At 64.9% G+C, this 21,927-nt stretch carries 21 protein-coding genes; 6 read left to right on the top strand and 15 right to left on the bottom strand.

Annotated features, from left to right (window positions below; all coding sequences use genetic code 11):
• Positions 1 to 353 precede the first annotated feature (353 nt).
• The gene (locus tag JQ572_RS16915; RefSeq protein ID WP_211384160.1) at positions 354 to 866 is read left to right on the top strand and encodes a GcrA family cell cycle regulator; all 513 of its coding nucleotides are present in this window, start codon (positions 354 to 356) and stop codon (positions 864 to 866) included.
• Positions 867 to 997: 131 nt separating this feature from the next.
• Here the strand turns inward: JQ572_RS16915 and phoB are convergent, their stop codons facing one another.
• The 8 genes from phoB to JQ572_RS16875 all read right to left on the bottom strand — a co-directional run bounded on the left by phoB (position 998) and on the right by JQ572_RS16875 (position 8,826).
• On the bottom strand, positions 998 to 1,705 hold the full coding sequence (gene phoB / locus JQ572_RS16910; RefSeq protein ID WP_014491300.1) for a phosphate regulon transcriptional regulator PhoB: 708 nt from the start codon (positions 1,703 to 1,705) through the stop codon (positions 998 to 1,000).
• A 22-nt stretch (positions 1,706 to 1,727) separates the two neighbouring features.
• Complete coding sequence (phoU, locus tag JQ572_RS16905) at positions 1,728 to 2,444, bottom strand: phosphate signaling complex protein PhoU (protein WP_211384159.1); 717 nt, start codon at positions 2,442 to 2,444, stop codon at positions 1,728 to 1,730.
• Positions 2,445 to 2,455: 11 nt separating this feature from the next.
• Complete coding sequence (gene pstB / locus JQ572_RS16900) at positions 2,456 to 3,280, bottom strand: phosphate ABC transporter ATP-binding protein PstB (RefSeq protein ID WP_211384158.1); 825 nt, start codon at positions 3,278 to 3,280, stop codon at positions 2,456 to 2,458.
• On the bottom strand, positions 3,277 to 4,122 hold the full coding sequence (gene pstA / locus JQ572_RS16895) for a phosphate ABC transporter permease PstA (RefSeq protein ID WP_211384157.1): 846 nt from the start codon (positions 4,120 to 4,122) through the stop codon (positions 3,277 to 3,279). Before pstA ends, pstB begins: the two co-directional genes overlap by 4 nt.
• A gap of 4 nt (positions 4,123 to 4,126) precedes the next feature.
• Positions 4,127 to 5,116: a phosphate ABC transporter permease subunit PstC gene (pstC, locus tag JQ572_RS16890; RefSeq protein ID WP_211384221.1), complete on the bottom strand. Its 990-nt coding sequence runs from the start codon at positions 5,114 to 5,116 to the stop codon at positions 4,127 to 4,129.
• 130 nt (positions 5,117 to 5,246) lie between these two features.
• Positions 5,247 to 6,260: a phosphate ABC transporter substrate-binding protein PstS gene (gene pstS / locus JQ572_RS16885; protein WP_211384156.1), complete on the bottom strand. Its 1,014-nt coding sequence runs from the start codon at positions 6,258 to 6,260 to the stop codon at positions 5,247 to 5,249.
• Between the two features lie 144 nt (positions 6,261 to 6,404).
• The gene (locus tag JQ572_RS16880; RefSeq protein ID WP_211384155.1) at positions 6,405 to 7,703 is read right to left on the bottom strand and encodes an ATP-binding protein; all 1,299 of its coding nucleotides are present in this window, start codon (positions 7,701 to 7,703) and stop codon (positions 6,405 to 6,407) included.
• Between the two features lie 67 nt (positions 7,704 to 7,770).
• Positions 7,771 to 8,826, bottom strand: a complete 1,056-nt coding sequence (locus JQ572_RS16875) for a putative bifunctional lysylphosphatidylglycerol flippase/synthetase (protein ID WP_211384154.1) — start codon at positions 8,824 to 8,826, stop codon at positions 7,771 to 7,773.
• A 588-nt stretch (positions 8,827 to 9,414) separates the two neighbouring features.
• Between JQ572_RS16875 and JQ572_RS16870 the strand changes: the two genes are divergently transcribed.
• Positions 9,415 to 9,672 (top strand): hypothetical protein, encoded by a 258-nt coding sequence (locus JQ572_RS16870; RefSeq protein WP_211384153.1) that lies wholly within the window; start codon positions 9,415 to 9,417, stop codon positions 9,670 to 9,672.
• Between the two features lie 68 nt (positions 9,673 to 9,740).
• Here the strand turns inward: JQ572_RS16870 and JQ572_RS16865 are convergent, their stop codons facing one another.
• Both JQ572_RS16865 and JQ572_RS16860 read right to left on the bottom strand, forming a co-directional pair.
• On the bottom strand, positions 9,741 to 10,037 hold the full coding sequence (locus JQ572_RS16865; protein ID WP_211384152.1) for a hypothetical protein: 297 nt from the start codon (positions 10,035 to 10,037) through the stop codon (positions 9,741 to 9,743).
• 2 nt (positions 10,038 to 10,039) lie between these two features.
• Positions 10,040 to 11,434, bottom strand: coding sequence for an OmpA family protein (locus JQ572_RS16860; RefSeq protein WP_211384151.1), 1,395 nt, complete (start codon positions 11,432 to 11,434; stop codon positions 10,040 to 10,042).
• Positions 11,435 to 11,599: 165 nt separating this feature from the next.
• On the opposite strand from JQ572_RS16860, the gene JQ572_RS16855 reads away from it, so the two are divergent.
• Both JQ572_RS16855 and JQ572_RS16850 read left to right on the top strand, forming a co-directional pair.
• The gene (locus JQ572_RS16855; RefSeq protein WP_211384150.1) at positions 11,600 to 12,658 is read left to right on the top strand and encodes a polysaccharide deacetylase family protein; all 1,059 of its coding nucleotides are present in this window, start codon (positions 11,600 to 11,602) and stop codon (positions 12,656 to 12,658) included.
• 179 nt (positions 12,659 to 12,837) lie between these two features.
• Positions 12,838 to 13,638, top strand: a complete 801-nt coding sequence (locus tag JQ572_RS16850; RefSeq protein WP_211384149.1) for an SDR family oxidoreductase — start codon at positions 12,838 to 12,840, stop codon at positions 13,636 to 13,638.
• A gap of 175 nt (positions 13,639 to 13,813) precedes the next feature.
• On the opposite strand, the gene boxB is transcribed toward JQ572_RS16850, so the two are convergent.
• From boxB to JQ572_RS16825, 5 genes are all read right to left on the bottom strand, one after another.
• On the bottom strand, positions 13,814 to 15,265 hold the full coding sequence (gene boxB / locus JQ572_RS16845; protein WP_211384148.1) for a benzoyl-CoA 2,3-epoxidase subunit BoxB: 1,452 nt from the start codon (positions 15,263 to 15,265) through the stop codon (positions 13,814 to 13,816).
• A gap of 178 nt (positions 15,266 to 15,443) precedes the next feature.
• Entirely contained in the window at positions 15,444 to 17,132 is a 1,689-nt protein-coding gene (boxC, locus tag JQ572_RS16840; RefSeq protein ID WP_211384147.1) for a 2,3-epoxybenzoyl-CoA dihydrolase, read from the bottom strand.
• Positions 17,133 to 17,253: 121 nt separating this feature from the next.
• Complete coding sequence (locus JQ572_RS16835; protein ID WP_211384146.1) at positions 17,254 to 17,778, bottom strand: DUF309 domain-containing protein; 525 nt, start codon at positions 17,776 to 17,778, stop codon at positions 17,254 to 17,256.
• A gap of 21 nt (positions 17,779 to 17,799) precedes the next feature.
• Positions 17,800 to 18,618, bottom strand: a complete 819-nt coding sequence (locus JQ572_RS16830; RefSeq protein ID WP_211384145.1) for an alpha/beta fold hydrolase — start codon at positions 18,616 to 18,618, stop codon at positions 17,800 to 17,802.
• Between the two features lie 250 nt (positions 18,619 to 18,868).
• On the bottom strand, positions 18,869 to 20,410 hold the full coding sequence (locus JQ572_RS16825) for a benzoate-CoA ligase family protein (protein WP_211384144.1): 1,542 nt from the start codon (positions 20,408 to 20,410) through the stop codon (positions 18,869 to 18,871).
• 142 nt (positions 20,411 to 20,552) lie between these two features.
• On the opposite strand from JQ572_RS16825, the gene JQ572_RS16820 reads away from it, so the two are divergent.
• Both JQ572_RS16820 and JQ572_RS16815 read left to right on the top strand, forming a co-directional pair.
• The gene (locus JQ572_RS16820; protein ID WP_211384143.1) at positions 20,553 to 21,461 is read left to right on the top strand and encodes a helix-turn-helix transcriptional regulator; all 909 of its coding nucleotides are present in this window, start codon (positions 20,553 to 20,555) and stop codon (positions 21,459 to 21,461) included.
• A 13-nt stretch (positions 21,462 to 21,474) separates the two neighbouring features.
• On the top strand, positions 21,475 to 21,870 hold the full coding sequence (locus tag JQ572_RS16815) for a group II truncated hemoglobin (RefSeq protein ID WP_211384142.1): 396 nt from the start codon (positions 21,475 to 21,477) through the stop codon (positions 21,868 to 21,870).
• The last annotated feature ends 57 nt before the right edge of the window (positions 21,871 to 21,927 follow it).

Here is a 21,927-nt window from a genome sequence, read left to right as displayed (position 1 = left end):
GCACTATCTTATGCCTGGCAAGACGGGTGTCAATGCCGCCCGGAAAGCCTCGCGAAACGCAGAATCCGTAGTCTTGCGGTGCCGATTTTGCGGGTTTTTCACCACGGAACATGTGGAAGCGAGTCGGCGGACTCTTGCGCGGGAGTCACGCCATATTGTAGCGTTTGGATTGTCAGATACGACATCTCGTGCAGCGGTTCTGATCTCTAAGTCCTTATGTACCGGCGTAAACGTTCGGGCGTCATTGGCGCGCCCGGCGAGCCTTAAGGGATTCTGACGGCACGGGTTTTTAAGGCTTAGGCATTCGCTGCGAGGCCCCAGGATGGCTGGCGCGCAGCGAGGGAAAGGGTGCAATGACGGTTTTGACCTGGTCCGATGATCGCGTCGAGCAGCTGAAAAAGCTCTGGGAGGCCGGACTTTCGGCCAGCCAGATCGCGGCTGAGCTCGGCAATGTGACCCGCAATGCCGTGATCGGCAAAGTGCACAGGCTCGGCCTGTCGGGCCGCGCCAAGAGCCCATCTTCCGCAGCGCCCCGGCCGCGCAAGGCGCGTCCCGCGCAGCACATGATGCGGGTGACCCGTCCGATCTCGCGCGGCAACACCGCGCTGGCGCAGGCCTTCGAGGTCGAGGTGGAGGCCGAGCCGGTCACCTACGACAACGTGGTGCCGATGAGCCAGCGGCTGTCGCTGCTGGAGCTGAACGAGGCGACCTGCCACTGGCCGGTCGGCGATCCCTCGAGCCCGGACTTCTTCTTCTGCGGCGGCAAGGCCCTCTCCGGCCTGCCCTATTGCGCCCAGCACTCGCGCGTGGCGTATCAGCCCGCGGCGGATCGCCGGCGCGCACCGGCGAAGCCGGGGCCGCGCTGAAGCCCGGCTCCAAACGACATCGTCCCGGCCTAACTAGCTAGCGCGCAATTGCGCAGTAGGGACCGGAACGATCGAAAAATGGAAATGCGCGCCGCCCGGCGCGCTTTTTACTTGCCTGTTCGCGGCTGAACTTACGCCTGCTCCGCCTTCGCGAAACGGTCGTCCAGCGCATAGCCGGCGCCGCGGACGGTGCGGATCGGGTCCTGCTCGCGGCCGAGATTGAGCAGCTTGCGCAGGCGGCCGATATGCACGTCGACCGTGCGCTCGTCGATGTAGATGTCGCGGCCCCAGACGCTGTCGAGCAGCTGCTCGCGCGAGAACACCCGGCCCGGATGCTCCAGGAAGAACTCCAGGAGGCGATATTCGGTCGGGCCGAGATCGATCGGCCGGCCGGAGCGCGCCACGCGGCGCTTGTCGCGATCGAGCTCGATGTCGCCATAGGCGAGCACGGTGGCGAGCCGCTCCGGGCTTGCGCGCCGCAAGAGGCCCTTCACCCGCGCCAGCAGCTCCGGCACCGAAAACGGCTTGACGATGTAATCGTCGGCGCCGGTCGCAAGACCCCGCACCCGCTCGCTCTCCTCGCCGCGCGCGGTGAGCATGATGATCGGGAGCTGCTTGGTCTCGGGCCGGGTGCGCAGCCGTCGGCACAGCTCGATGCCGGACAGACCCGGCAGCATCCAGTCGAGCACGATGAGATCGGGGATGTGCTCCTTGAGCCGGGTGTCGGCGTCGTCGCCGCGCATCACCGTCTCGACGTCATAGCCGTCGCCTTCGAGGTTGTAGCGAAGAAGCTCGGTGAGAGCTTCCTCGTCCTCAACCACCATAATGCGTGCGCCCATGGTGTCGTCGCTCCTTGCGTGATCAGGTATTCGGAACCGTCGTGGCGAAGTTCGTCATGTCGCCCTTCGGCCGCTTGTCGGTGATCGCCTGGCCCTCGATCATGTAGAACACGGTCTCGGCGATATTGGTGGCGTGGTCGCCGATGCGCTCGATATTCTTGGCGCAGAACATCAAATGGATGCAGAACGAGATGTTGCGCGGATCCTCCATCATGTAGGTGAGAAGCTCGCGGAACAGCGAGGTGCAGATGGCATCGACTTCCTCGTCGCCCTTCCACACCGCCATCGCCGCCGGCAGATCGTGCGCGGCATAGGCGTCCAGCACCGACTTGACCTGCTGCTGCACGAGGTCGGTCATGTGCTCGAGGCCGCGGAACAGCTTGAGCGGATGAAAATCCGTTTCCAGCGCCGCGACGCGCTTACCCATGTTCTTGGCGAGGTCGCCGATACGCTCCAGATCGGTCGCGACGCGCATGGCGCCGACGATCTCGCGCAGATCCACCGCCATCGGCTGGCGGCGCGCAATGGTGAGGACGGCGCGCTCCTCGATCTTCTTCTGCAGCGCGTCGAGCTCGACGTCGATGGCGACGACGCGCTGGCCGAGCGCGACGTCGCGGCGGATCAGCGCATCGACGGAATCGACGATCATGCGCTCTGCGATTCCGCCCATCTCGGCGACCAGGCGAGTGAGCTCCTGGAGGTCGGTGTCGAAGGCCTTTGCGGTATGTTCGGAACCCATGTCCTGTCTCCTCAGCCGAACCGGCCGGTGATGTAGTCCTGCGTGCGCCGATCGGTCGGCGACGTGAATATCTTGCTGGTCTCGTCGAACTCGATCAACTCGCCGAGATACATGAAGGCGGTCTTGTCGGAGACGCGCGCCGCCTGCTGCATGTTGTGGGTGACGATCGCGATCGTGTAGTTCTCGGACAGCTCCTGGATCAGCTCCTCGACCTTGGCGGTCGAGATCGGATCGAGCGCCGAGCAGGGCTCGTCGAACAGGATCACTTCGGGCCGCACCGCGACCGTGCGGGCGATGCAGAGGCGCTGCTGCTGGCCGCCGGACAGCGACAGGCCCGACGCGTTGAGCTTGTCCTTGACCTCGTTCCAGAGCGCGCCGCCGCGCAGCGCCTTCTCGACCCGGCCGTCCATCTCGGACTTCGGGATTTTCTCGTAAAGACGGATGCCGAAAGCGATGTTCTCGTAGATCGTCATCGGGAACGGCGTCGGCTTCTGGAACACCATGCCGACGCGGGCGCGCAGCAGATTGAGGTCGAGCTTGCCGTCGAGGATGTTGGTCTGGTCGAGCATCACCTGACCGGTCGCGCGCTGGCCCGGATAGAGGTCGTACATCCGGTTGAAGATGCGCAGCAGGGTCGACTTGCCGCAGCCCGACGGGCCGATGAACGCCGTGACGCGGTTGGTGCCGAGCGTCAGGTTGATGTTCTTCAGCGCGTGGTGCTCGCCGTAATAGAAATTGAGGTTGCGCACCGTCACCTTGGGGGGAGCCTCGGGCAATGCTGCCGTCTGGGGCAGGCCACCGGCCGCGCTCATCGACGATACTGAAAGTTCACTCATTTTGCGGTCCTCTCGGCGCCAAGTATGCGCGCGCCAATGTTCAGGGCAAGCACGGTCAGGGTGATGAGCAGCGCCCCGCTCCATGCCAGCTGCTTCCAGTAGGCGTAGGGGCTCTGCACGAAGTTGTTGATGGTGACCGGCAGGTTGGCCATCGTCTTGGTCAGGTCCAGGCTGAAGAACTGGTTCGACAGCGCGGTGAACAGCAGCGGCGCGGTCTCGCCGGCGACGCGGGCGGTGGCGAGCAGCACGCCGGTGATCAGGCCGGCGCGCGCCGAACGGTAGGCGATCCGCTTGATCACCAGCGAGCGCGGCAGCCCGAGCGCCGAGGCCGCCTCGCGCAGCGCGTTCGGTACCAAGAGCAGCATGTCCTCGGTCGTGCGCAGCACCACCGGAATGACGATGACGGCGAGCGCGAGACAGCCGGCGACCGCCGAGAACCCGCGCATCGGCACCACCACGGCGCCATAGATGAACAGGCCGATGATGATCGATGGCGCCGAGAGCAGGATGTCGTTGATGAAGCGGATCACCGACGTCAGCTTGTCGTTGCGGCCGTATTCGGCGAGATAGGTGCCGGCGAACATGCCGAGCGGCGCACCGATACCGACGCCGATCACGGTCATCATCAGCGAACCGACGATGGCGTTGAGCAGGCCGCCCTCGTTGGATCCGGGCGGCGGCGTGTTCTCGGTGAACAGCTGAACATTCAGGCCCGCAAGGCCGTTGTACAGCAGCGTGATCAGGATCAGCGCGAGCCAGGTGACGCCGAAGGCGGCAGCCGCGAAGCAAAGACCGCGGATGATGAGGTCCTTGCGGCGGCGACGTGCATAGATCGGGTTCATCGCGTTAGTTCCCCGCCTTCTTTTCCAGCCGCATCAGCATCAGCCGCGCCGCGGCCAGCACGAAGAACGTCAGTACGAACAGCAAGAGGCCGAGCAGGATCAGGCCGGACTGGTGCAGACCGTCGCTTTCGGCGAATTCGGATGCGATCGCCGCCGAGATCGTGGTGCCCGGCGCGAAGATCGACCCCGAGATGCGGAACGAATTGCCGATGATGAAGGTCACCGCCATGGTCTCGCCCAGCGCGCGTCCGAGCGCCAGCATGACGCCGCCGATGACGCCGACGCGGGTGTAGGGGATCACCACGCTGCGGACGACTTCCCAGGTGGTGCAGCCGACGCCGTAGGCGGCCTCTTTCAGCACCGGCGGCACCGTCTTGAACACGTCGACCGAGATCGAGGTGATGAAGGGCAGCACCATGATCGCGAGGATCAGCGCCGCGTTGAACAGGCTGAGATAGGACGGCGGTCCCGCGAAGATTGTGCCCAGCACGGGGATGCCGTCGAAGATCTTGATCATGAAGGGCTGGAAGGTGTTGGCCAGGAACGGGCCCAGCACGAAGAAGCCCCACATGCCGTAGATGATCGAGGGAATGCCGGCGAGCAGCTCGATCGCCATGCCGATCGGGCGGCGCAGCCATTGCGGGCAGAGCTCGGTCAGGAAGATCGCAATGCCGATACCGACCGGAATGGCGATCAGCATCGCGATGAAGGAGGTGACGAGCGTGCCGTACATCGGCCCGAGCGCGCCGAGCACGGGCGGATCGGCCGACGGTGCCCAGCGCTGCGTCCACAGGAACGAGAGGCCGAACTCCTTCATCGCCGGGAAGGCGCCGACGACCAGCGACATGATGATGCCGCCGAGGATCAGCAGCACCGAGATCGCGCTCAGCCGGGTGATCCAGTAGAAGGTGACATCGCCGAGCTTGAACGCGCTCAACGCCTTGGCGCGATCATACGGTCCGGCGGCATCAACTACATTGCTCTCGACAGCCATCTCAGCCACGCCGATCCCCTGTGCCCGTTTTATATACGCTTATTGTCGGTCTTGCGCTCCGGATGCGGCGCAAAGCCGATCCGGAGCGGACGTCTTGCAGATCCCGGCACTGCGTCCGGGACCAGAGCACTCAGCTCTTGATGTCGGCGGACCAGGTCTTCTCGATCAGCTTCACAACGCTGTCGGGCATCGGGATGTAGTCGAGCTCCTCAGCCATCTTGTCGCCGTTCTTGAACGCCCAGGTGAAGAACTTGAGGGCCTCCTTCGCGGCCGCCTTGTCGGTCGCATCCTTGTGCATGAGGATGAAGGTCGCCGCGGTGATCGGCCAGGACTTGTCGCCGGGCTGGTCGGTCAGGATGACATAATAGCCGGGAGCCTTGGCCCAGTCGGCGTTGGAGGCGGCCGCCTGGAAGGCCTCGGTGGTCGGCTCGACGGTCTTGCCGCCCTTGTTGACCATCTTGGTGTAGGTCAGTTTGTTCTGCTTGGCATAGGCATACTCGACGTAGCCGATCGAGTTCTTGGTCTGGCCGATGTTGCCGGAGACGCCCTCGTTGCCCTTGGCGCCGACGCCGACCGGCCACTCGACCGCGGTGCCCTCGCCCACCTTGCTCTTCCAGTCCGGGCTGACCTTGGAGAGGTAGTTGGTGAAGTTGAAGGTCGTGCCCGAACCGTCCGAGCGGCGGACCACGGTAATCGCGTCCGAAGGCAGCTTCACATTGGGATTGAGCTTCTTGATCGCGGCGTCGTCCCACTTGGTGATCTTGCCGAGATAGATGCTGGCCAGCGTCTCGCCGTCGAACACCATCTCACCCGGCTTCACGCCCTCGAGGTTGACGACGGGAACGATCGAGCCCATCACCATCGGCCACTGGACGAGGCCATCCTTCTCGAGCTGCTCGGCCTTGAGCGGCATGTCGGTCGCGCCGAAGGTCACGGTCTTGGCCTGGATCTGCTTGATGCCGCCGCCGGAACCGATCGACTGGTAGTTCAGACCGTTGCCGGTCTCCTTCTTGTAGGCGTCAGCCCATTTGGAATAGATCGGGAACGGGAAGGTCGCCCCGGCACCGGTGATATCGGCAGCAAAGGCCACCGTCGTCGATGCGGCGACCAAGCCGGCAGCGACGATCGTTTTGATGAAATTCATGCTGGTCTCCATACAGGGGAGCGAAGCGCCATCAGCGCCCGATCGCGCTCCCCGTGCCGTCCCTTTAGGAGCGGTCGGCTGTGCTTTTACGAAGGTTTCGTGACACTCGGATGACACGCGCAACCAGCTCAAATCACTTGGATTTCAGGCTGAAGCCGCAGTCCTGACCTGGGGAAAACAGGCGGTGAAAGTGGCGCCCTGCTTGGGCACGCTTTCGATCAGAAGCCGGCCGCGATGGCGGTTAAGAATATGTTTCACCAGCGATAATCCGAGCCCGGTCCCGCCCTGCGAGCGGCTGTCGCCGACGTCCACCCGGTAGAACCGCTCGGTCAGCCGCGGCAGGTGCTCGGGCGCGATGCCGGGGCCGAAATCGCGGACCAGGACCCGGATTTCCGGAGTTCCATCAGGGGCCGCAGCCGAATTGAGCGACACGATGATCCGTCCGCCCGAGGCACCGTATTTGAGCGCGTTCTCGATCAGGTTCTCGAACAGGCGCAGCAGCTCCTCGCGGTCGCCGGCGATCATCACCGGCGCTTCCGGCAGATGGGTCTCGACCTCGACCTGGCGTTCCCGGGCCAGCGGCTCGAGGCCGTCGGCGACCTGGAAGATGATCGGCAGCAGGTCGACCAGGGTGTCGGGCCGCACATGGGCGGACAGCTCGACCCGCGACAGCGACAGCAGGTCGTCGATCAGGCGCGCCATGCGGGTGGCCTGGTTGTGCATGATGCCGAGGAAGCGCTCGCGTGCCTTGGGATCGTCCTTGGCCTGGCCCTGCAGCGTGTCGATGAAGCCGGACAGCGCGGCCAGCGGCGTGCGCAGCTCGTGGCTGGCATTGGCGACGAAGTCGGCGCGCATCTCCTCGACCCGGCGCAGCGGCGTCTGGTCGTGGAAGGTCATCAGCATGCATTTGTCGGCGCCGCCGAACGAGGTCGGCACCGGCACCGGCGTGATCGTCAGCTCCATCCAGCGGTCGACCGGGACATGGTCGAGATAGGTCGTGCGCCGCGGCTCGGTGGTCGCGATCGACTCGCGCAGCGCCGTGATGATCTCCGGCGAGCGCAGCGCGAACTGGGCGAGCTCGTTCCGCCGCAGCGCCGGGGCGAGCTGGGCGGCAGCGGCGTTGAGGTGGATGACGCGGCCGGCACGGTCGAGCAGAACCGCCGGATCCGGCATGCCGGCGACGACTGCGGCCACCGCCGCGCTCTCGACCGGATTGATGCGGCGGGTATCCTCGCGCGAGGCCGCGTTATCGTGCAGCCGCCAGGGGATCAGCGCCGCAGCCGCGATGCAGAGGAACACCGTCGCCGCCCGCATCACCGACAATTCGTCGAGCGAAACCACCACCGACAGCGCCAGCGCTGCGGCGATCAGGATGATGGTCGAGTGCCGCAGCCGGTCGGACCAGGGCTGGGCGGTGGGAGAAGATGGGGCGTCGATCGCCATCGGGGCGGGCTTCTCCTGGAGGCTCTGGACTTGAGACTCAAGACTTGAGACTCATGACTTGCGCCGGTCAGGCGCCGCTGTCGCTACGCTCTCTCACATAGGCGGCTTCACGCGCCGGGCCGGGGTCGAGCTTGAGCGCCGCCTGCTGCAGGCGCTTCGATCGTGCGCCGATGATAACTTCGCGAAACGTCAGCAAGATTACAGATATGACAAAGGGGGAAAGATAATAGAGGACGCGGAACAGCAGCATCCCGCCCAGAAGTTCCTCGCGATCCATCTGCCAGAGGCCGACCAGCATGGCGGCGTCGAACACGCCGAGGCCTCCGGGCGAATGGCTGGCAAAGCCGAGCAGGGTGGCCGAGACGAAGATCACCGCGACCACCACGAAGCCGAGATTGGGCTCGTCCGGGACCAGCACGTACATCGCGAGCGCGCAGAAGCCGAGGTCGATGATGCCGATGGCGATCTGGAGCAGGGTCAACGGGCCGCCCGGCAGCATCACGGTCCACGGCCCGCGGCCGACCACCCGCGGCTGGGTCCAGACCCAGACCACATAGGCGACCAGCCCGACGATGATCATCATCGCCACCGCCCGGTTCAGCCACGGCGGCAACTGGTCGATCGAGGCGGCGGCCTCCGGATGATAGGAGATGCCGAGGCCGAGCACGGCGGCATTGCCGAGCCAGAAGGTCAGGCCGGCGAGGAAGCAGATTTTCGCGACGTCGATCGCGTTCAGGCCGTAGGCCGAATAGATGCGGTAGCGCACCGCGCCGCCGGTGAAGACGCTGGCGCCGACATTGTGGCCGATCGAATAGCTGGTAAAGGCCGCGAGCGCATTGATGCGATAGGGCACATGGGAGTGGCCGATGGCCCGCACCGCGAACAGGTCGTAGAAGGTCAGGGTGAAATAGCCCGCAGCGACGAACAGCCCCGCCATCGCAATCTGGCTCGGCTCGGTGCTCTTGATCGCTTCGACGACCTCGTTGAAATCGATGCCTCGCAGCATGTGATAGAGCACATAGCAAGCGATGCCGATGACCGCGACGCTGATCACAACTCCAAGCTTATGCAGGATTTGCTTCTGGCGCAGAAACGATATCGCCCTGCGGATGGCTTCCAGCATCTAGACCTCGAACAACGCTTCAGCGGCCGGGGTGGCCGGCGAACAGGCGGACGACATGCAGGTACCCAACGACCCCTCGCCGCCGGCCCCGGCATCGCGCATGCCCGCTCCCCTTCCACTAGCGCGTTTCCGGGCGGAGTGGAATTCGGCAATTCGAACAAAAACTCGTGCCTTCAATATTTTAGGCAGGGTTGCGGGCTCCTGATGCACGGTTTGGCGCTTTCGGCGGCAAGACTGGCGCGAATCTCCACGGCAATCCTGCGCAGTCGCCATGAAGTTTTGATGATTTCGACCGTACAATGTTCCGTCACGACTTAAGCCGACGTCAATCTATGGGCCGCACCCGCCTGTTGAAAGAGGGGGGGACCCGACTTGCCGGCTGCCCGCCCCCTGCCGCACCCGGGCCGGTGCAACGAGACGATCGGCCGGGCCGTTGAGCGCTCCCGCCGCAACTACCTGTGGTTATCTCTCCGCTGCCTCTGGCGAGCGAACGGACAATCGGCGAGGTTCTCGGCAGCAAGATAGCCGGCCGCCGGTCTCGGCAGCGGTCGCTTCAAACAAGAATTTGCATGAGAGGGGGGAGAAACCATGAGGTTTCAGCTCGGCGCCGTCATCGCGGTGGTCGTTATGGCCGCCGCTCCAGCCGGCGCCAGAGAGCGCAACGACAGTCCGCATTCGCAGGCGTGCATGGCCAAGAACGGTTTCAATCTCGACATGTGGCGCGCGCACGCCGCGGGCACTGACGCGCAAGTGTTGCGGTATATCCAGTGCCGGGATGGCGTGTCTGCTGCGCAGGCCAAGGCCATCGGAATTCGCGACCGCAACTTGAGCGCCGGCTTTCACTGAGCGCATCGCAGCACGAGTTTTCCCGGCCGCAAGGTCAGTGACGTTTCGCCAGCACGATATGGACTCGGTCAGCCCGCCGGCGCGGTACGCGAGACCACCCGATCGCGGAGCCAGGCGCCAATGGTGCAGCCGACGAGGTAGCAGGCGAACATGATCAGGCCGAGGTCGAGCCAGTAGCCGAAGCGGCCGGGGACCACATGCGAAAGCGAAGCGCCGACCAGAGCGATCGCGAGCACCGCGAGCCAGCGCGCGGTCACTTTCGAGGTGCCATTGCCGCGCTGGACCACCGAGATCCAGCCCATGCAAAAGCCGAGCAGCAGCGAGCCGATCAGCCAGCCCAGATGGAATGAGACGAGATAGGGCATCGTCACCTCACCAGAAATTCGATACGGCGATTCTGCGCCTTGCCGTCGTCGGTGTCGTTGCCGGCGACCGGCCGCGTGCTGCCATAGCCGACTGCGGTGAAGCGGCTGGCCGGCAGCCCGGCCTTGACCAGATAGTCGATCACCGCCTGCGCGCGCTTCTCCGAGAGCGCCTGGTTGAAGGCGTCCTCGCCATCGGCATCGGTGTGGCCGGCGACCTCGATATTGGTGGTGGGGCAGCGCAGTGCATTCTCGATCAGATGATCGAGAATGCCGACGGAATCCGGATCTATGTCGGCGCGCTTGGGTCCGAAGCGGATGTTGGCCTTGCTCAGGAGCTCCGAGAACAGTTGCTGGCACACCGTGCCGTCGACCGGGCCGGCCGCCGGCTTGACCGTGATTTCCGGCTTGTATTGCCAGTTTTTCGGGAAGTCCTTGCCGAGGCCCGCGCGGATGTCGTTGGCCGCACCTTCATAGAGCGCATCGCCCGACAGCTTCACCTCGCGGTCGGATACGACGAGCGTGCCGGTCGACAGCCGCGACAGCGCGCCGAGCGCTGCAATCACGGCGATGTTGAAGGAGCCGGGCGCGCCGACGCTGGCCTTGAGATTGTCGACGACCTTTTCGTTGAAGAACTTTCGCGACGCGCTTGTGGCGATGGCTGCGTGGACATTGTTGTCGGGAACGTAGCCGGTGAGCGTCACCGTCGCGGCCACCGGATCCTTGTAGGCCTGGAAGACGTAGGGCGGCGCCTTGACGTCGTTGGCGGCGATCGAAAAGCCTTCAGGCAGGTTCTTGAGCGCGGCTGCGACCGCTTCGCGGCCGCCGAGTTCGCGCGCCATGCCCGACAGGTTGACCTTGGTGTCCGTTATCGTGATCTTGCCGTCCTTGAGCTTGCCGATCTGGTCGAGCAGCAGCATCGCAGCCGCCTCGAACCGCGGCGGCGCGCCCCGCGCCAGCCCCATCTGATCGGCCACCTCGACACCGCCACCCCCCTTGCGGGCCGCCTCGGTCAGGCGGCCCTTGATCGACGGCAAGGGCGCGGAGCCCGACAGCGTCACCCGCACCACGTCACGCTCGGCGTTCCAGACGAAGGGCTTGGCCTCGGCAACGAGGCGGGTCTGGTCGTCGACCAGGCGCACGCCCGGGACGATCTCCACCGCCATCACGGCGTCCCGGCGCCCTTCCTCGGAAAAGGCGTCCGCGGCCAGGCGGACGTCGCGGCCGTCCACCGCGATCCGGGTCTTGTCCAGAACGGTATCCTTGAGCGCCGCCGAGCTGCGGGCGGACAGGTCCGCCTCGACCGGTAAGGTGTTCTTCCAGGCCGCAAATCCCCACATGACAGCCAGGGGGATCAGCCCCGGCCACCATTTGCTGGCCCACCTGAAAAGCTTCTGCATTCGACGACCCGAACTCTGGAACCGGAGACAAAACAAACCCTTGTCAGGCTGTCAAACCGGAAATGGCGGCCCTCCCAAGGCCTTTGCATGGACAATTGGAATAACTTTTTCTTCAAGGGTTCTTCCGTAAGTTGAGGGTGGAATGCCAGAGTCCGCCAGCCGGTCATGAAACAACTTCGTAACAACGTCATCCGCGCCGGGCTGGAAGCACTCTATTTCAGCGGGGCGCACCACCTGTTGCGCCCGCTTTTGTCGGGCGTCGGCGCCATTTTCATGCTGCATCACGTGCGGCCGGCCCGCGAGGCCGCATTCCAGCCGAACCGGCATCTCGAGGTCACCCCCGAATTCCTGCGCGCCGCCCTGAGCCATTTGCGCTCGCGCGAGATCGACATCGTCAGCATGGACGAGCTGCATGAGCGGCTGGTGCGGGGCCGGTTCTCCCGCCGCTTCGCCGCTTTCACGCTCGATGACGGCTATCGCGACAATCTCGACCATGCGCTGCCCGTTCTGCGCGAATTTGACGCGCCACTGGCGGTCTATGTCGCCAGCGACTTCGCCGAGGGCACCGGACGGCTGTGGTGGGCGGCACTGGAGGCCGTGATCGCCAAGACCGAGCAGATCGAGGTGAAGATCGGCACTTCGGCGCTGCGGCTCGATGCGACCACGCCCGCGGCCAAGCAGGTCGCATTCGACCGTCTGCACGACTGGCTGCGCGCGCTGCCGGGTGAGCACGATCTCAAGCGCGAGATCGAGGCGCTCTGCACGAGATACGGCGTCGACATCGCCGCGCTGTGCCGCGACCTCTGCCTGTCCTGGGACGAGGTGAAGACGTTTGCCGCCGATCCCCTCGTCACGATCGGCGCCCACACCGTCAGCCATTGCAACCTGGCCAGGCAAAGCGAAGAGATCGCCACGCAGGAGATGGCGGCGAGCCGCGCGCGGATCGAGCAGGCGCTCGGCCGCACGGTGCAGCATTTCGCCTATCCCTATGGCGACCGTGGAGCGGCGGGCGCGCGCGAATTCACCCTTGCTGCGGCCGCCGGATTCAAGACCGCGGTGACGACGCGGCCCGGCATGCTGTTCGCCGAGAACGCCGGCCACATGACCGCGCTGCCGCGCGTCTCGCTCAACGGCAATTACCAGGACGCGCGAATTCTGCCGGTGTTGACCTCGGGCGCCGCGACCGCGATGTGGAACGGCTTCCGCCGGATCGCGGCGGCCTGATCCTTCACACTCAGACCTCATCCTGAGGGCGCTCCGAAGGAGCGCGTCTCGAAGGATGGGCCGCCCGCATCCTTCGAGACGCGCTGACGCGCTCCTCAGGATGAGGGCGGAGCGCGCGACGGTTCCTTGACTCCCCTCCCTGCCGCGCTCAAAACGTCGCCAAACCAAAGGGAGGCACCATGTTCGACGATCTGTTCTCGCTCAAAGGCCGCATCGCACTCGTGACCGGCGGCTCGCGCGGCATCGGCAAGATGATCGCGGCGGGCTTCCTCGCGCAAGGCGCTGCGAAGGTCTACATCACCGCGCGCAAGGCGGGACCTTGCGAGGCTACGGCGAAAGAGCTGTCAGGCCAATATCACGGCGAGTGCATCGCGCTGCCGATCGACATCTCGACCGTCGAAGGCTGCGACAAGCTCGCCGGCGAAATCATCAAGCTGGAGCCGAAGCTCGACATCCTCGTCAACAATGCCGGCGCCGCCTGGGGCGCGGAGTTCGACGAATTCCCGGAAAGCGGCTGGGACAAGGTCATGGACCTCAACGTCAAGTCGCTGTTCTTCCTGACCAAGGCGCTGGCGAAACCGCTGCGCGCGGCTGCAAGCGCAGAACGTCCGGCCAAGGTCATCAACATCGCCTCGGTCGACGGCATCTTCGTCAATCCGAGCGAGACCTATTCCTACGCCGCCAGCAAAGCCGCCGTGATCCATCTGACGCGGCGCATGGCGACGAAACTGATCAAGGACAACATCAATGTCACCGCGATCGCGCCCGGCGCGTTCAAGTCCGACATGAACCGGGCCGCGCGCGACCATGCGGACGACGTCGCAAAGCGTATTCCGGCGCGGCGCATCGGAACCGACGAGGACATGGCGGGAGTGGCGATCTATCTCGCGTCGCGGGCCGGCGACTACGTGGTCGGCAACACCATCGCCGTCGACGGCGGCGTGGTCTACGCCAATGCCGGGCTTGAGATCGCGGGGTAGGCGGCGCGAGCCCGCGGCGCGGACGGTGCGCTCCCTCGCCCCGTTCTTACGGGGAGAGGGTTGGGGTGAGGGGCTCTCTCCTCACGTGAGATTGTCGCCGCACCTGTACCCTCTCACCCGGATCGCAAGAGCGATCCGACCTCTCCCCGCAAGCGGGGAGAGGTGAAGAAGTCGCCTACGACTCGATCTTCACGTACTCGAAATCGCCGGGCTTGTTGTCGATGCCGACTTTCGGCGGCGAGATCCAGGAGGCGAACTGGCCGGTTTCGGTCACGGGCTGCATCAGCGAGGAGATGAAGTCGCCGTCGGCCGTCGAAGGCAGCCATTCGTCCTTGCGCTTCGCCCAGGTGGCATCGTCGATCAAGAGACCGTCCGGGGTCGCATGCACGTCCTTGAACTCGCCGATGTGGCGGTGGAAGGCGACATTCGGCAGCTTGAGCTGGAACTGATAGCCAGCGGTCGAGATCACCTTGTTCCAGCGCAGCATGCCCTTGACGCAATCCTGGCTGTAATCATCGCGCAGGCGCATGTTGAGCGCGGTCAGCGCCGGCTCATCGACCAGCTTGATCTCGCCGTCGATGAACTTGAGCACCGGATAGGTCGCGTTCTTGAGCTGGTGATCGTCGTCAATCTGGGTCTCGTGATAGCGGCCCTTGATGCCGGTGTTGAAGGCATTCGCCGCGTTGGTCGAGACTTCCGAGCCGAACAGGTCGAGCGACAACGTGTAGTGCAGGTTCAGCTTCTTCTGGATCGTCGGCAGGTCGATCACGCCGAGCGCGCGGACCTTGGCGATGTCGGTGGGATCGGTGATGCCGGCTTCGCGCATTGCATCGCAGGTGCGCTGCACCACGCGGGTGATGCCGGTCTCGCCGACGAACATGTGGTGCGCTTCTTCCGTCAGCATGAAGCGGCAGGTCCGCGAGAGCGGATCGAAGCCCGACTGGGCGAGGCTGTGCAGCTGCATCTTGCCGTCGCGGTCGGTGAAATAGGTGAACATGAAGAAGGACAACCAGTCCGGCGTCGCCTCGTTGAAGGCGCCCAGCATGCGCGGCGCGTCGGCATCGCCTGAGCGACGACGCAGCAGATCATCGGCCTCCTCGCGGCCGTCGCGGCCGAAATATTTCTGGAGCAGATAGACCATCGCCCAAAGGTGACGACCCTCCTCGACATTGACCTGGAACAGATTGCGCATGTCGTAGAGCGAGGGCGCGGTCTTGCCGAGATGGCGCTGCTGCTCGACGGAGGCCGGCTCGGTGTCGCCCTGGATCACGATCAGGCGGCGCAGCATGGCGCGATACTCGCCCGGGACTTCCTGCCAGGCCGGCTCGCCAAAATGCTCGCCGAACGGGACGACGCGATTTTCCTCCTGCGGCGCGAGCAGGATGCCCCAGCGATAGTCGGGCATGCGCACATAGTCGAACTTGGCCCAGCCGCGCGGATCGACTGAATAGGCCGTGCGCAGATACACCAGCGATTCCTGGAAGCCCTCGGGGCCCATGTCGCTCCACCAGTCCATGTAGCCGGGATGCCAGCCTTCCAGCGCTTTGAGCACCTGGCGGTCTTCGGCGAGATTCACGTTGTTCGGAATCTTGGTCGAGTAGTCGACGTTCATGATGTTCATGTTCATGGCCGCATCTCCTTGCTCCGTCTCGTGTCCCGGACGCAGTGCGGCGCGAAGTGCTGCACTGCTGAGCCGGGACCTATTGTCTGGTCCGTTCCGGGTCCCGGTTCTGCGCAGCGGCACCATAGCGCGTTGAAGACGCGCGTTGCGCTTTTGGTGCCGCAGCGCGCCCGGGACACGAAAACTACACTCTCGTCATATCGAATTTCGGCTTCTGGCCGCTGCCGTAGCGGCGCAGCGCGCCTTCCTCGCCGACCGCGTTGGGGCGCTGGAAGATCCAGTTCTGCCAGGCGGTGAGACGCGAGAAGATCTTCGATTCCATCGTCTCGGGACCGACGAAGCGCAAATTCGCTTCCATGCCGGTGAGACTGTCGGGCGAGAAGCTGGCGCGCTCCTCCAGAAACACGCGAACCTCGTCGTCCCAGTCGATGTCGTCGAGCGCGAAGGTGACGAGGCCGAGTTCTTCGGCCTGCTCGGCATCGATCGCGGTACCCATGGTGGCTTCCGCGCGCTCCACATCGGACGGATCGGCCTGGAAACGCGACGAAAGCCGCGTCAGGCCATGGCTCATCGGATACGGACCGAAATTCATCGCCGACAGCTCGATCGAGGGCGGCGGACGATTGTCGCCCTGGCGGGTGCCGATCAGCATGTAGGAGCGGTCGGCGGCGAAGACGAGCTCGGCGAGCGTGCCGGCAAAGCAGGAGCCGGGCTCGACCAGCGTCACCAGTGTACGCGAGGTGACGTCGATGCGTTTGAGCACGCGCTTCCAGTAGTGCCGGATTTCGTTGACCAGCCAGTGCACCTTGTTGGCTTCGAGGAAGGCATCGCTGGCGAGCACGTGGGCGCGGTCACCATGGCTCTTGAACACCAGCATCGCGATCTCGAGCTCGTTGATGCGCAGGTGCAGGATCGCGTCGTCGATCTCGCGCGCGACCTGAAGCGGCCAGAACGACGCCCCCTGCGCCATCATGCCGTCAATGTCGGCCGGCGGCGGCGCCTCCGGCGCCTTGATCGAGATCGTGGCGATGCGGGCCGTGCGGTCGATATCGACCGTGACGAAGCCGTAGCGGATGCTGGTTTCGTCGATGATGCGCTTGAGCGGGGTGAGCGCGATGCCCTTGCCGCTGCCCTTGCGTTTCGAGGCGGCTGCGAATTCCCTGGCGCGCTCGGCGACCTTGGCTTCGAGTTTTGAGTTCGGCGCGATCTCGTCGACCAATCGCCACTGCACGGCGCGCTTGCCCTTCACGCCCTCCTCGATGGTGCAGAAGAAATCGGCGTGGTCGCGGCGCACCTTGCGCTTGTCGACGACGCGGGTGAGGCCGCCGGTGCCAGGCAGCACCGCGAGCAGCGGCACTTCGGGCAGAGCGACGGCAGACGAGCCGTCGTCGGCGAGGATGATGTGGTCGGTGGCGAGCGCCAGCTCATAGCCGCCGCCGGCGGCCGAGCCGTTCACCACGGTGATGAAACGCTGGCCGGAATTCTCCGACGAATCCTCCATGCCGTTACGGGTCTCGTTGGTGAACTTGCAGAAATTGACCTTGTGGGCATGGGTGGAGCCCGCGAGCATGCGGATGTTGGCGCCGGCGCAGAACACGCGGTTCTTGGCCGAGCGCATCACCACGACCTTCACCTCGGGGTGCTCGAAGCGCAGCCGCTGCACGGCGTCCGCGAGTTCGATGTCGACGCCGAGATCGTAGGAATTGAGCTTGAGCAGATAGCCTTCGAACAGACCGCCGTTCTCGTCGACATCCATGGTCAGCGTCGCGACGTCACCTTCGACCGCAACCTTCCAGTGCCGATAGCGGGACGGCTCGGTCTGGAAATCGATGAATGTCGCGCCGCCTGCGAGGCGCCGATCTTCCCCGGCCATGGGCCACCCTTGAGCTTGATTATGCGTTCTGAGCTTTAGCGTTAGATGCACAATAGTGCATCTTTTTACAGCCGTCTACCCCTTAGCGGGATGGACATGCATTTTGTTTCATGCGCGCAATTCAGGACCGCACGATCGCGCCGAGGGCGATCCAGTCTGCCTTGGAAAGCTCAGACCGGCCGAGCTTGGCTTGCAACAGCGCGACCAGGGCCGGAACAGGGAAGGTCTCGACGAAGCCATCGCCGGCCGCAGCCGCCTTGCGGGAATTCAGCGGCCGCAGTTCGCCGAGCGCCTCGCCGAACAGCCGGGCGGCCGAATGCAGCCGCTGCATGCGCAGCCGCAGATTCGCATTGGCGATGTGGATGCAGGCGCGCAGCAGAATGCGCTCGCGGCCGCCTTGCGGCGCTGCGGCCCACACCGCTTCCAGCACCTCCTGCGATTCCCAGAAATAGCCGCGGTCGTTGAGAGCGAGCCCGTAACGCAGCGCCGGATGGCGCGCCGGCACATGGCCGCGAAAGGCCGAAGGCACCAGCGCCTTGGCCAGGTCGAGCGTCTCGTGGTCCGCATCGACCGCACCGGTCTCGCCCGGCACGTGGGCCCATTGCGGCCACGGCAGCGGGCCGCTCGCGTTCGACGGCACACTCATTGAGGGCGTGCCTCCGCAACATCATGCGGCGCGTCCCTGGAGTCCCTGATCGTCGCGCAGGGCCGCACTTGCAAATTGCTCAATCGCGTCAAGCGTCGCCCCCGGCGCTTCACGATGCGGGGAATGGCCCGCGTCTGAAATGATTTTCAAATCTACCGGACAATAACACTCTTCCTGCGCGATTTCGACCTGACGCAGTGTCCCATATTGGTCATTCGCGCCTTGCAGGATCATGACAGGGACACGGATATAGGCGAGATATTCGGAAATATCCCAGTCGCGGAACTTGGGGTCGAGCCAGGCGCCGTTCCAGCCATGGAAGGCGTTGTCGACGTCCTTGTGCCAGCGCGCAAGCTTTGCCTTGAGATCGGTGGTCTCGAAGGCCGTCTTGATTTCGGCAATCGACTTCACCGAGACGTCCTCGACGATGAAGTGCGGCGCGATCAGCACGAGGCCGCTCAGCCGGTGGTCCTGATGCGCGCCGGCATAGATCGTCGCAATCGAAGCGCCGTCGGAATGGCCGAGCAGGAGGCCGCGCTTGAACCCGATCGCATCGAGGATTTTCGGCAGCACGTCGAGCGCCTCGCGATGCATGTAGTCGAGCCGTCGCGGCAGCGTCACCGGGCTCGACTGGCCATAGCCCGCGCGCGAATAGACGAAGACGCCGGCGGAGGTTGCCTGCCGGAGTTTTTCAGGGAAGTCGCCCCAGAGGCCGACGGAGCCGAGCCCTTCATGCAGCAACACGATGGTCGGCGCGTCAGCCGATTGCGGCGCGAGCCATTTGTATTCGAGGCTGGCGCCATCGATGCTGAGGAAGCCGGTGGGGGCGAGGTTTGTCATGCTGTCACTCAATCTTCGGGCGATGAGAACGAGACGTGGCCAAGCGCTCCGTCGTTCCCTCCCCCCTTGCGGGGGAGGGCTAGGGAGAGGGGTGCCACACGGGGACTCCCGGTGTGGCGGAGACCATCTGGCGCGCGACAATGAAAACCGTTTGCTGGGCTACCCCTGTCCCCCGCCCTCCCTCCTTGCGGGGGAGGGAGCGCAGTGGAGTCCGCTGCGACAGTGTCAGTCACGTTCGACATGCGCTCACTCAATTCGTCCCGTCCCGCAGCTTGAACCGCTGGATCTTTCCCGTCGCGGTCTTCGGCAACGACTCCACCACGTCGATCCAGCGCGGGTATTTCCAGGGGCCGATCTTCTGCTTGACGTGCTCCTTCAGCATTTCCTGCAAGTCGGTCGTCTTCACACCCGGACGCAGCACGACGAAGGCCTTCGGCTTCAGCAGGCCCTCCGGATCGGCCTCGGGCACGACGGCAGCTTCCAGCACGGCGGGATGCGTGATCAGCGCGCTCTCGACCTCGAACGGCGAGACCCAGATGCCGGAAACCTTGAACATGTCGTCGGCGCGGCCGCAGAAGGTGTAGCGGCCCTCGCCGTCGCGGACATATTTGTCGCCGGTGCGGGTCCACGGTCCTTCAAAGGTGCGGCGGCTCTTGTGGCGCTGATTCCAGTAGCCTTCGCCGGCGGAAGGCGCATCGACCAGGAGCTCACCGACTTCGCCGTCGGCGACGTCCTGGCCGGATTCGTTGACGAGCCGCACGGCATAACCCGGCACCGGCTTGCCGGAAGAGCCGTATTTGATGTCGCCGGGCGCGTTCGACAGGAAGATGTGCAACAGCTCGGTCGAGCCGACGCCGTCGAGGATGTCGACGCCGAAGCGCGCCTTCCAGCTGAGGCCGACGGATTCCGGCAACGCCTCGCCGGCCGAGGTACAGATGCGCAGGGCGCCGCCGCCGCGCTCGCTCTTCATGGTTTCGTCGTTGAGCATCGCCGCGAACAGCGTCGGCACGCCGTAGAAGATCGACGGCTTGTAGCGGTTCATCAGGTCGAACATGCGCGCCGGCGTCGGCCGCTCGCTGTTGAGGATGACGCTGGCGCCGACCGACATCGGGAAGGTCAACGCGTTGCCGAGGCCATAGGCGAAGAACAGCTTGGCGGCGGAGAGGCAGACATCGCTCTCGCGGATGCCCAAGACCTGGCTCGCATAAGTGTCGGCGGTCGCCTGCATGTTCGAATGGATGTGACGCACGCCCTTGGGCATGCCGGTCGAGCCGGACGAATAGAGCCAGAACGCCGGCTCGTCGGGATGCGTGGCGGCGGTGGTGAATTTGTCGCTCTCGTCCGCGAGCTCCTCGGCGAGTTGCTTGTGACCGTTCTGCTTGGCGCCGGAGACGACGACATGCTCCAGATCGGGCATGCGGCCGACGACGTCCCTGATGACGGGGTAGAGCGCTTCCGACACGAACAACACGCGCGCGCGGCAATCGGCGAGGATGTAGGCGTATTGGTCCGCCGTCAGCAGCGTGTTGAGCGGCACCGGCACGATGCCGGCGCGGATCGCACCCAGGAACACGATCGGGAAATCGACCGTGTCCAGCATGATCATCGCCACGCGTTCCTCGCGGCGGACGCCGAGCCGGCGCAGCATGTTGGCGGCGCGCCGCGTCTCGCGCTGAAGCTCGCCATAGGTGAGCCGCGAGACGGTGTCGTCGAAAGCCAGCTTCCCGCCGCGGCCCGCCTCGACGTTACGGTCGAGCAGCCAGGTCACCGCGTTATAGGATCCCTCGCTCACGGACTTCTCCCTCGATTTTAGAATTATAATTCATACAAAGACACTGTGGCGGCTTGCTGTCAATGCTAGCAGGCACTATGTTTCATTAAAGCACGCCGCGGGACATCCCCTAAACCCTAAAGAAGGCTCTGATCTGTAGTCCATGACCGACAGTCCCGACGCCGAATCCCGCTTCCTCGAACAGCTCGGCCAGCGCGTGCGCACCATGCGCGCGCTGCGCGGCATGTCGCGCAAAGTGCTCGCCAAGGTATCAGGGATTTCGGAGCGCTACATCGCGCAGCTCGAGAGCGGCAAGGGCAACGTCTCGATCGTGCTGCTGCGCCGCGTCTCGGACGCGATGGGCGCGCATCTCGAGGACCTGCTCCCCTCGACCGATCCGACGCCCGACTGGCAGATGTTTCGCGATCTGCTGCGCAAGGCGACGCCGGCACAGATCGCTCAGGCCAAGGATGTCCTCGCCGGCGGCAGCGCATCCGCGCCGCGGCGCGCGCCGTTCTGCGGCATTGCTCTGATCGGCCTGCGCGGCGCCGGCAAATCCACGCTCGGCCGGATGCTGGCGAAGAAGATCGGCTGGAGCTTCGTCGAGCTCAACAAGGAGGTCGAGCAGCAGAACGGCCTCTCGGTCGCCGAGATCATCGCGCTCTACGGCCAGGAAGGCTTTCGCCGCATGGAGCAGGCGGCGCTGCAACAGCTGCTCGCGCGCAACGAGCTGATGGTGCTGGCGACCGGCGGCGGCATCGTCTCGGAACCGCTGACCTTCGACCAGATCCTGTCGTCGTTCTACACGATCTGGCTGAAGGCCGAGCCGGAGGAGCACATGGCCCGTGTCCGCCGCCAGGGCGATCTCCGCCCGATGGCCGACGACCGCTCCGCCATGGCCGAGCTGCGCAACATCCTGCTGAGCCGCGAGCCGTTGTACGCACGCGCGACGGCGGTGGTGGATACGGCGGGATTGTCGGTCGACGCCGCGGCCGCGCGGCTGATCGATGCGGTGCGTCCGGTGCTCCAGAACGAAGCCCGCAGCTTCGGGCTGCGCAGCGTGGCGCTGTAGGTCGGGACTTGATATGGCCGACAGCGACGTCGCAACGTCCATGTTCGAGCGGATCGGGGGCAGTGCCACGATCGACCGGCTGGTCGACCGCTTCTACGAGCGGATGGACACCCTGCCGGAAGCAAACGCCATTCGCGCGATGCATGCCGCCGATCTCGGCCTGATCAGGGACGTGCTGAAGCGCTATCTCACCGAATGGACCGGCGGGCCAAAACTTTACTCCGTCGAAAAAGGCCATCCACGGCTGCGCCAGCGCCATATCGGCTTTGCCATCGGCGATGCCGAGCGCGATGCGTGGCTACTCTGCATGCGCGGCGCGCTGGAGGAGACGGTGACTGATGCGGCCGCGCGGCAAGACCTCGACCGCGCGCTGTCCGGTCTCGCCGACTGGATGCGCAACCGGCCGTAAGCGCGTCGATCAAGCCAACGTGTAGCGCTCTCGGCTATCGCTCCGCTGACCCGGGCT

This window comes from Bradyrhizobium sp. SZCCT0153 (genome assembly GCF_018129995.1).
GTDB classification, from domain to species: domain Bacteria; phylum Pseudomonadota; class Alphaproteobacteria; order Rhizobiales; family Xanthobacteraceae; genus Bradyrhizobium; species Bradyrhizobium japonicum_G.
Note: the sequence above shows the minus strand (reverse complement) of the source record. Positions and strands in the feature narration are given on the sequence as shown.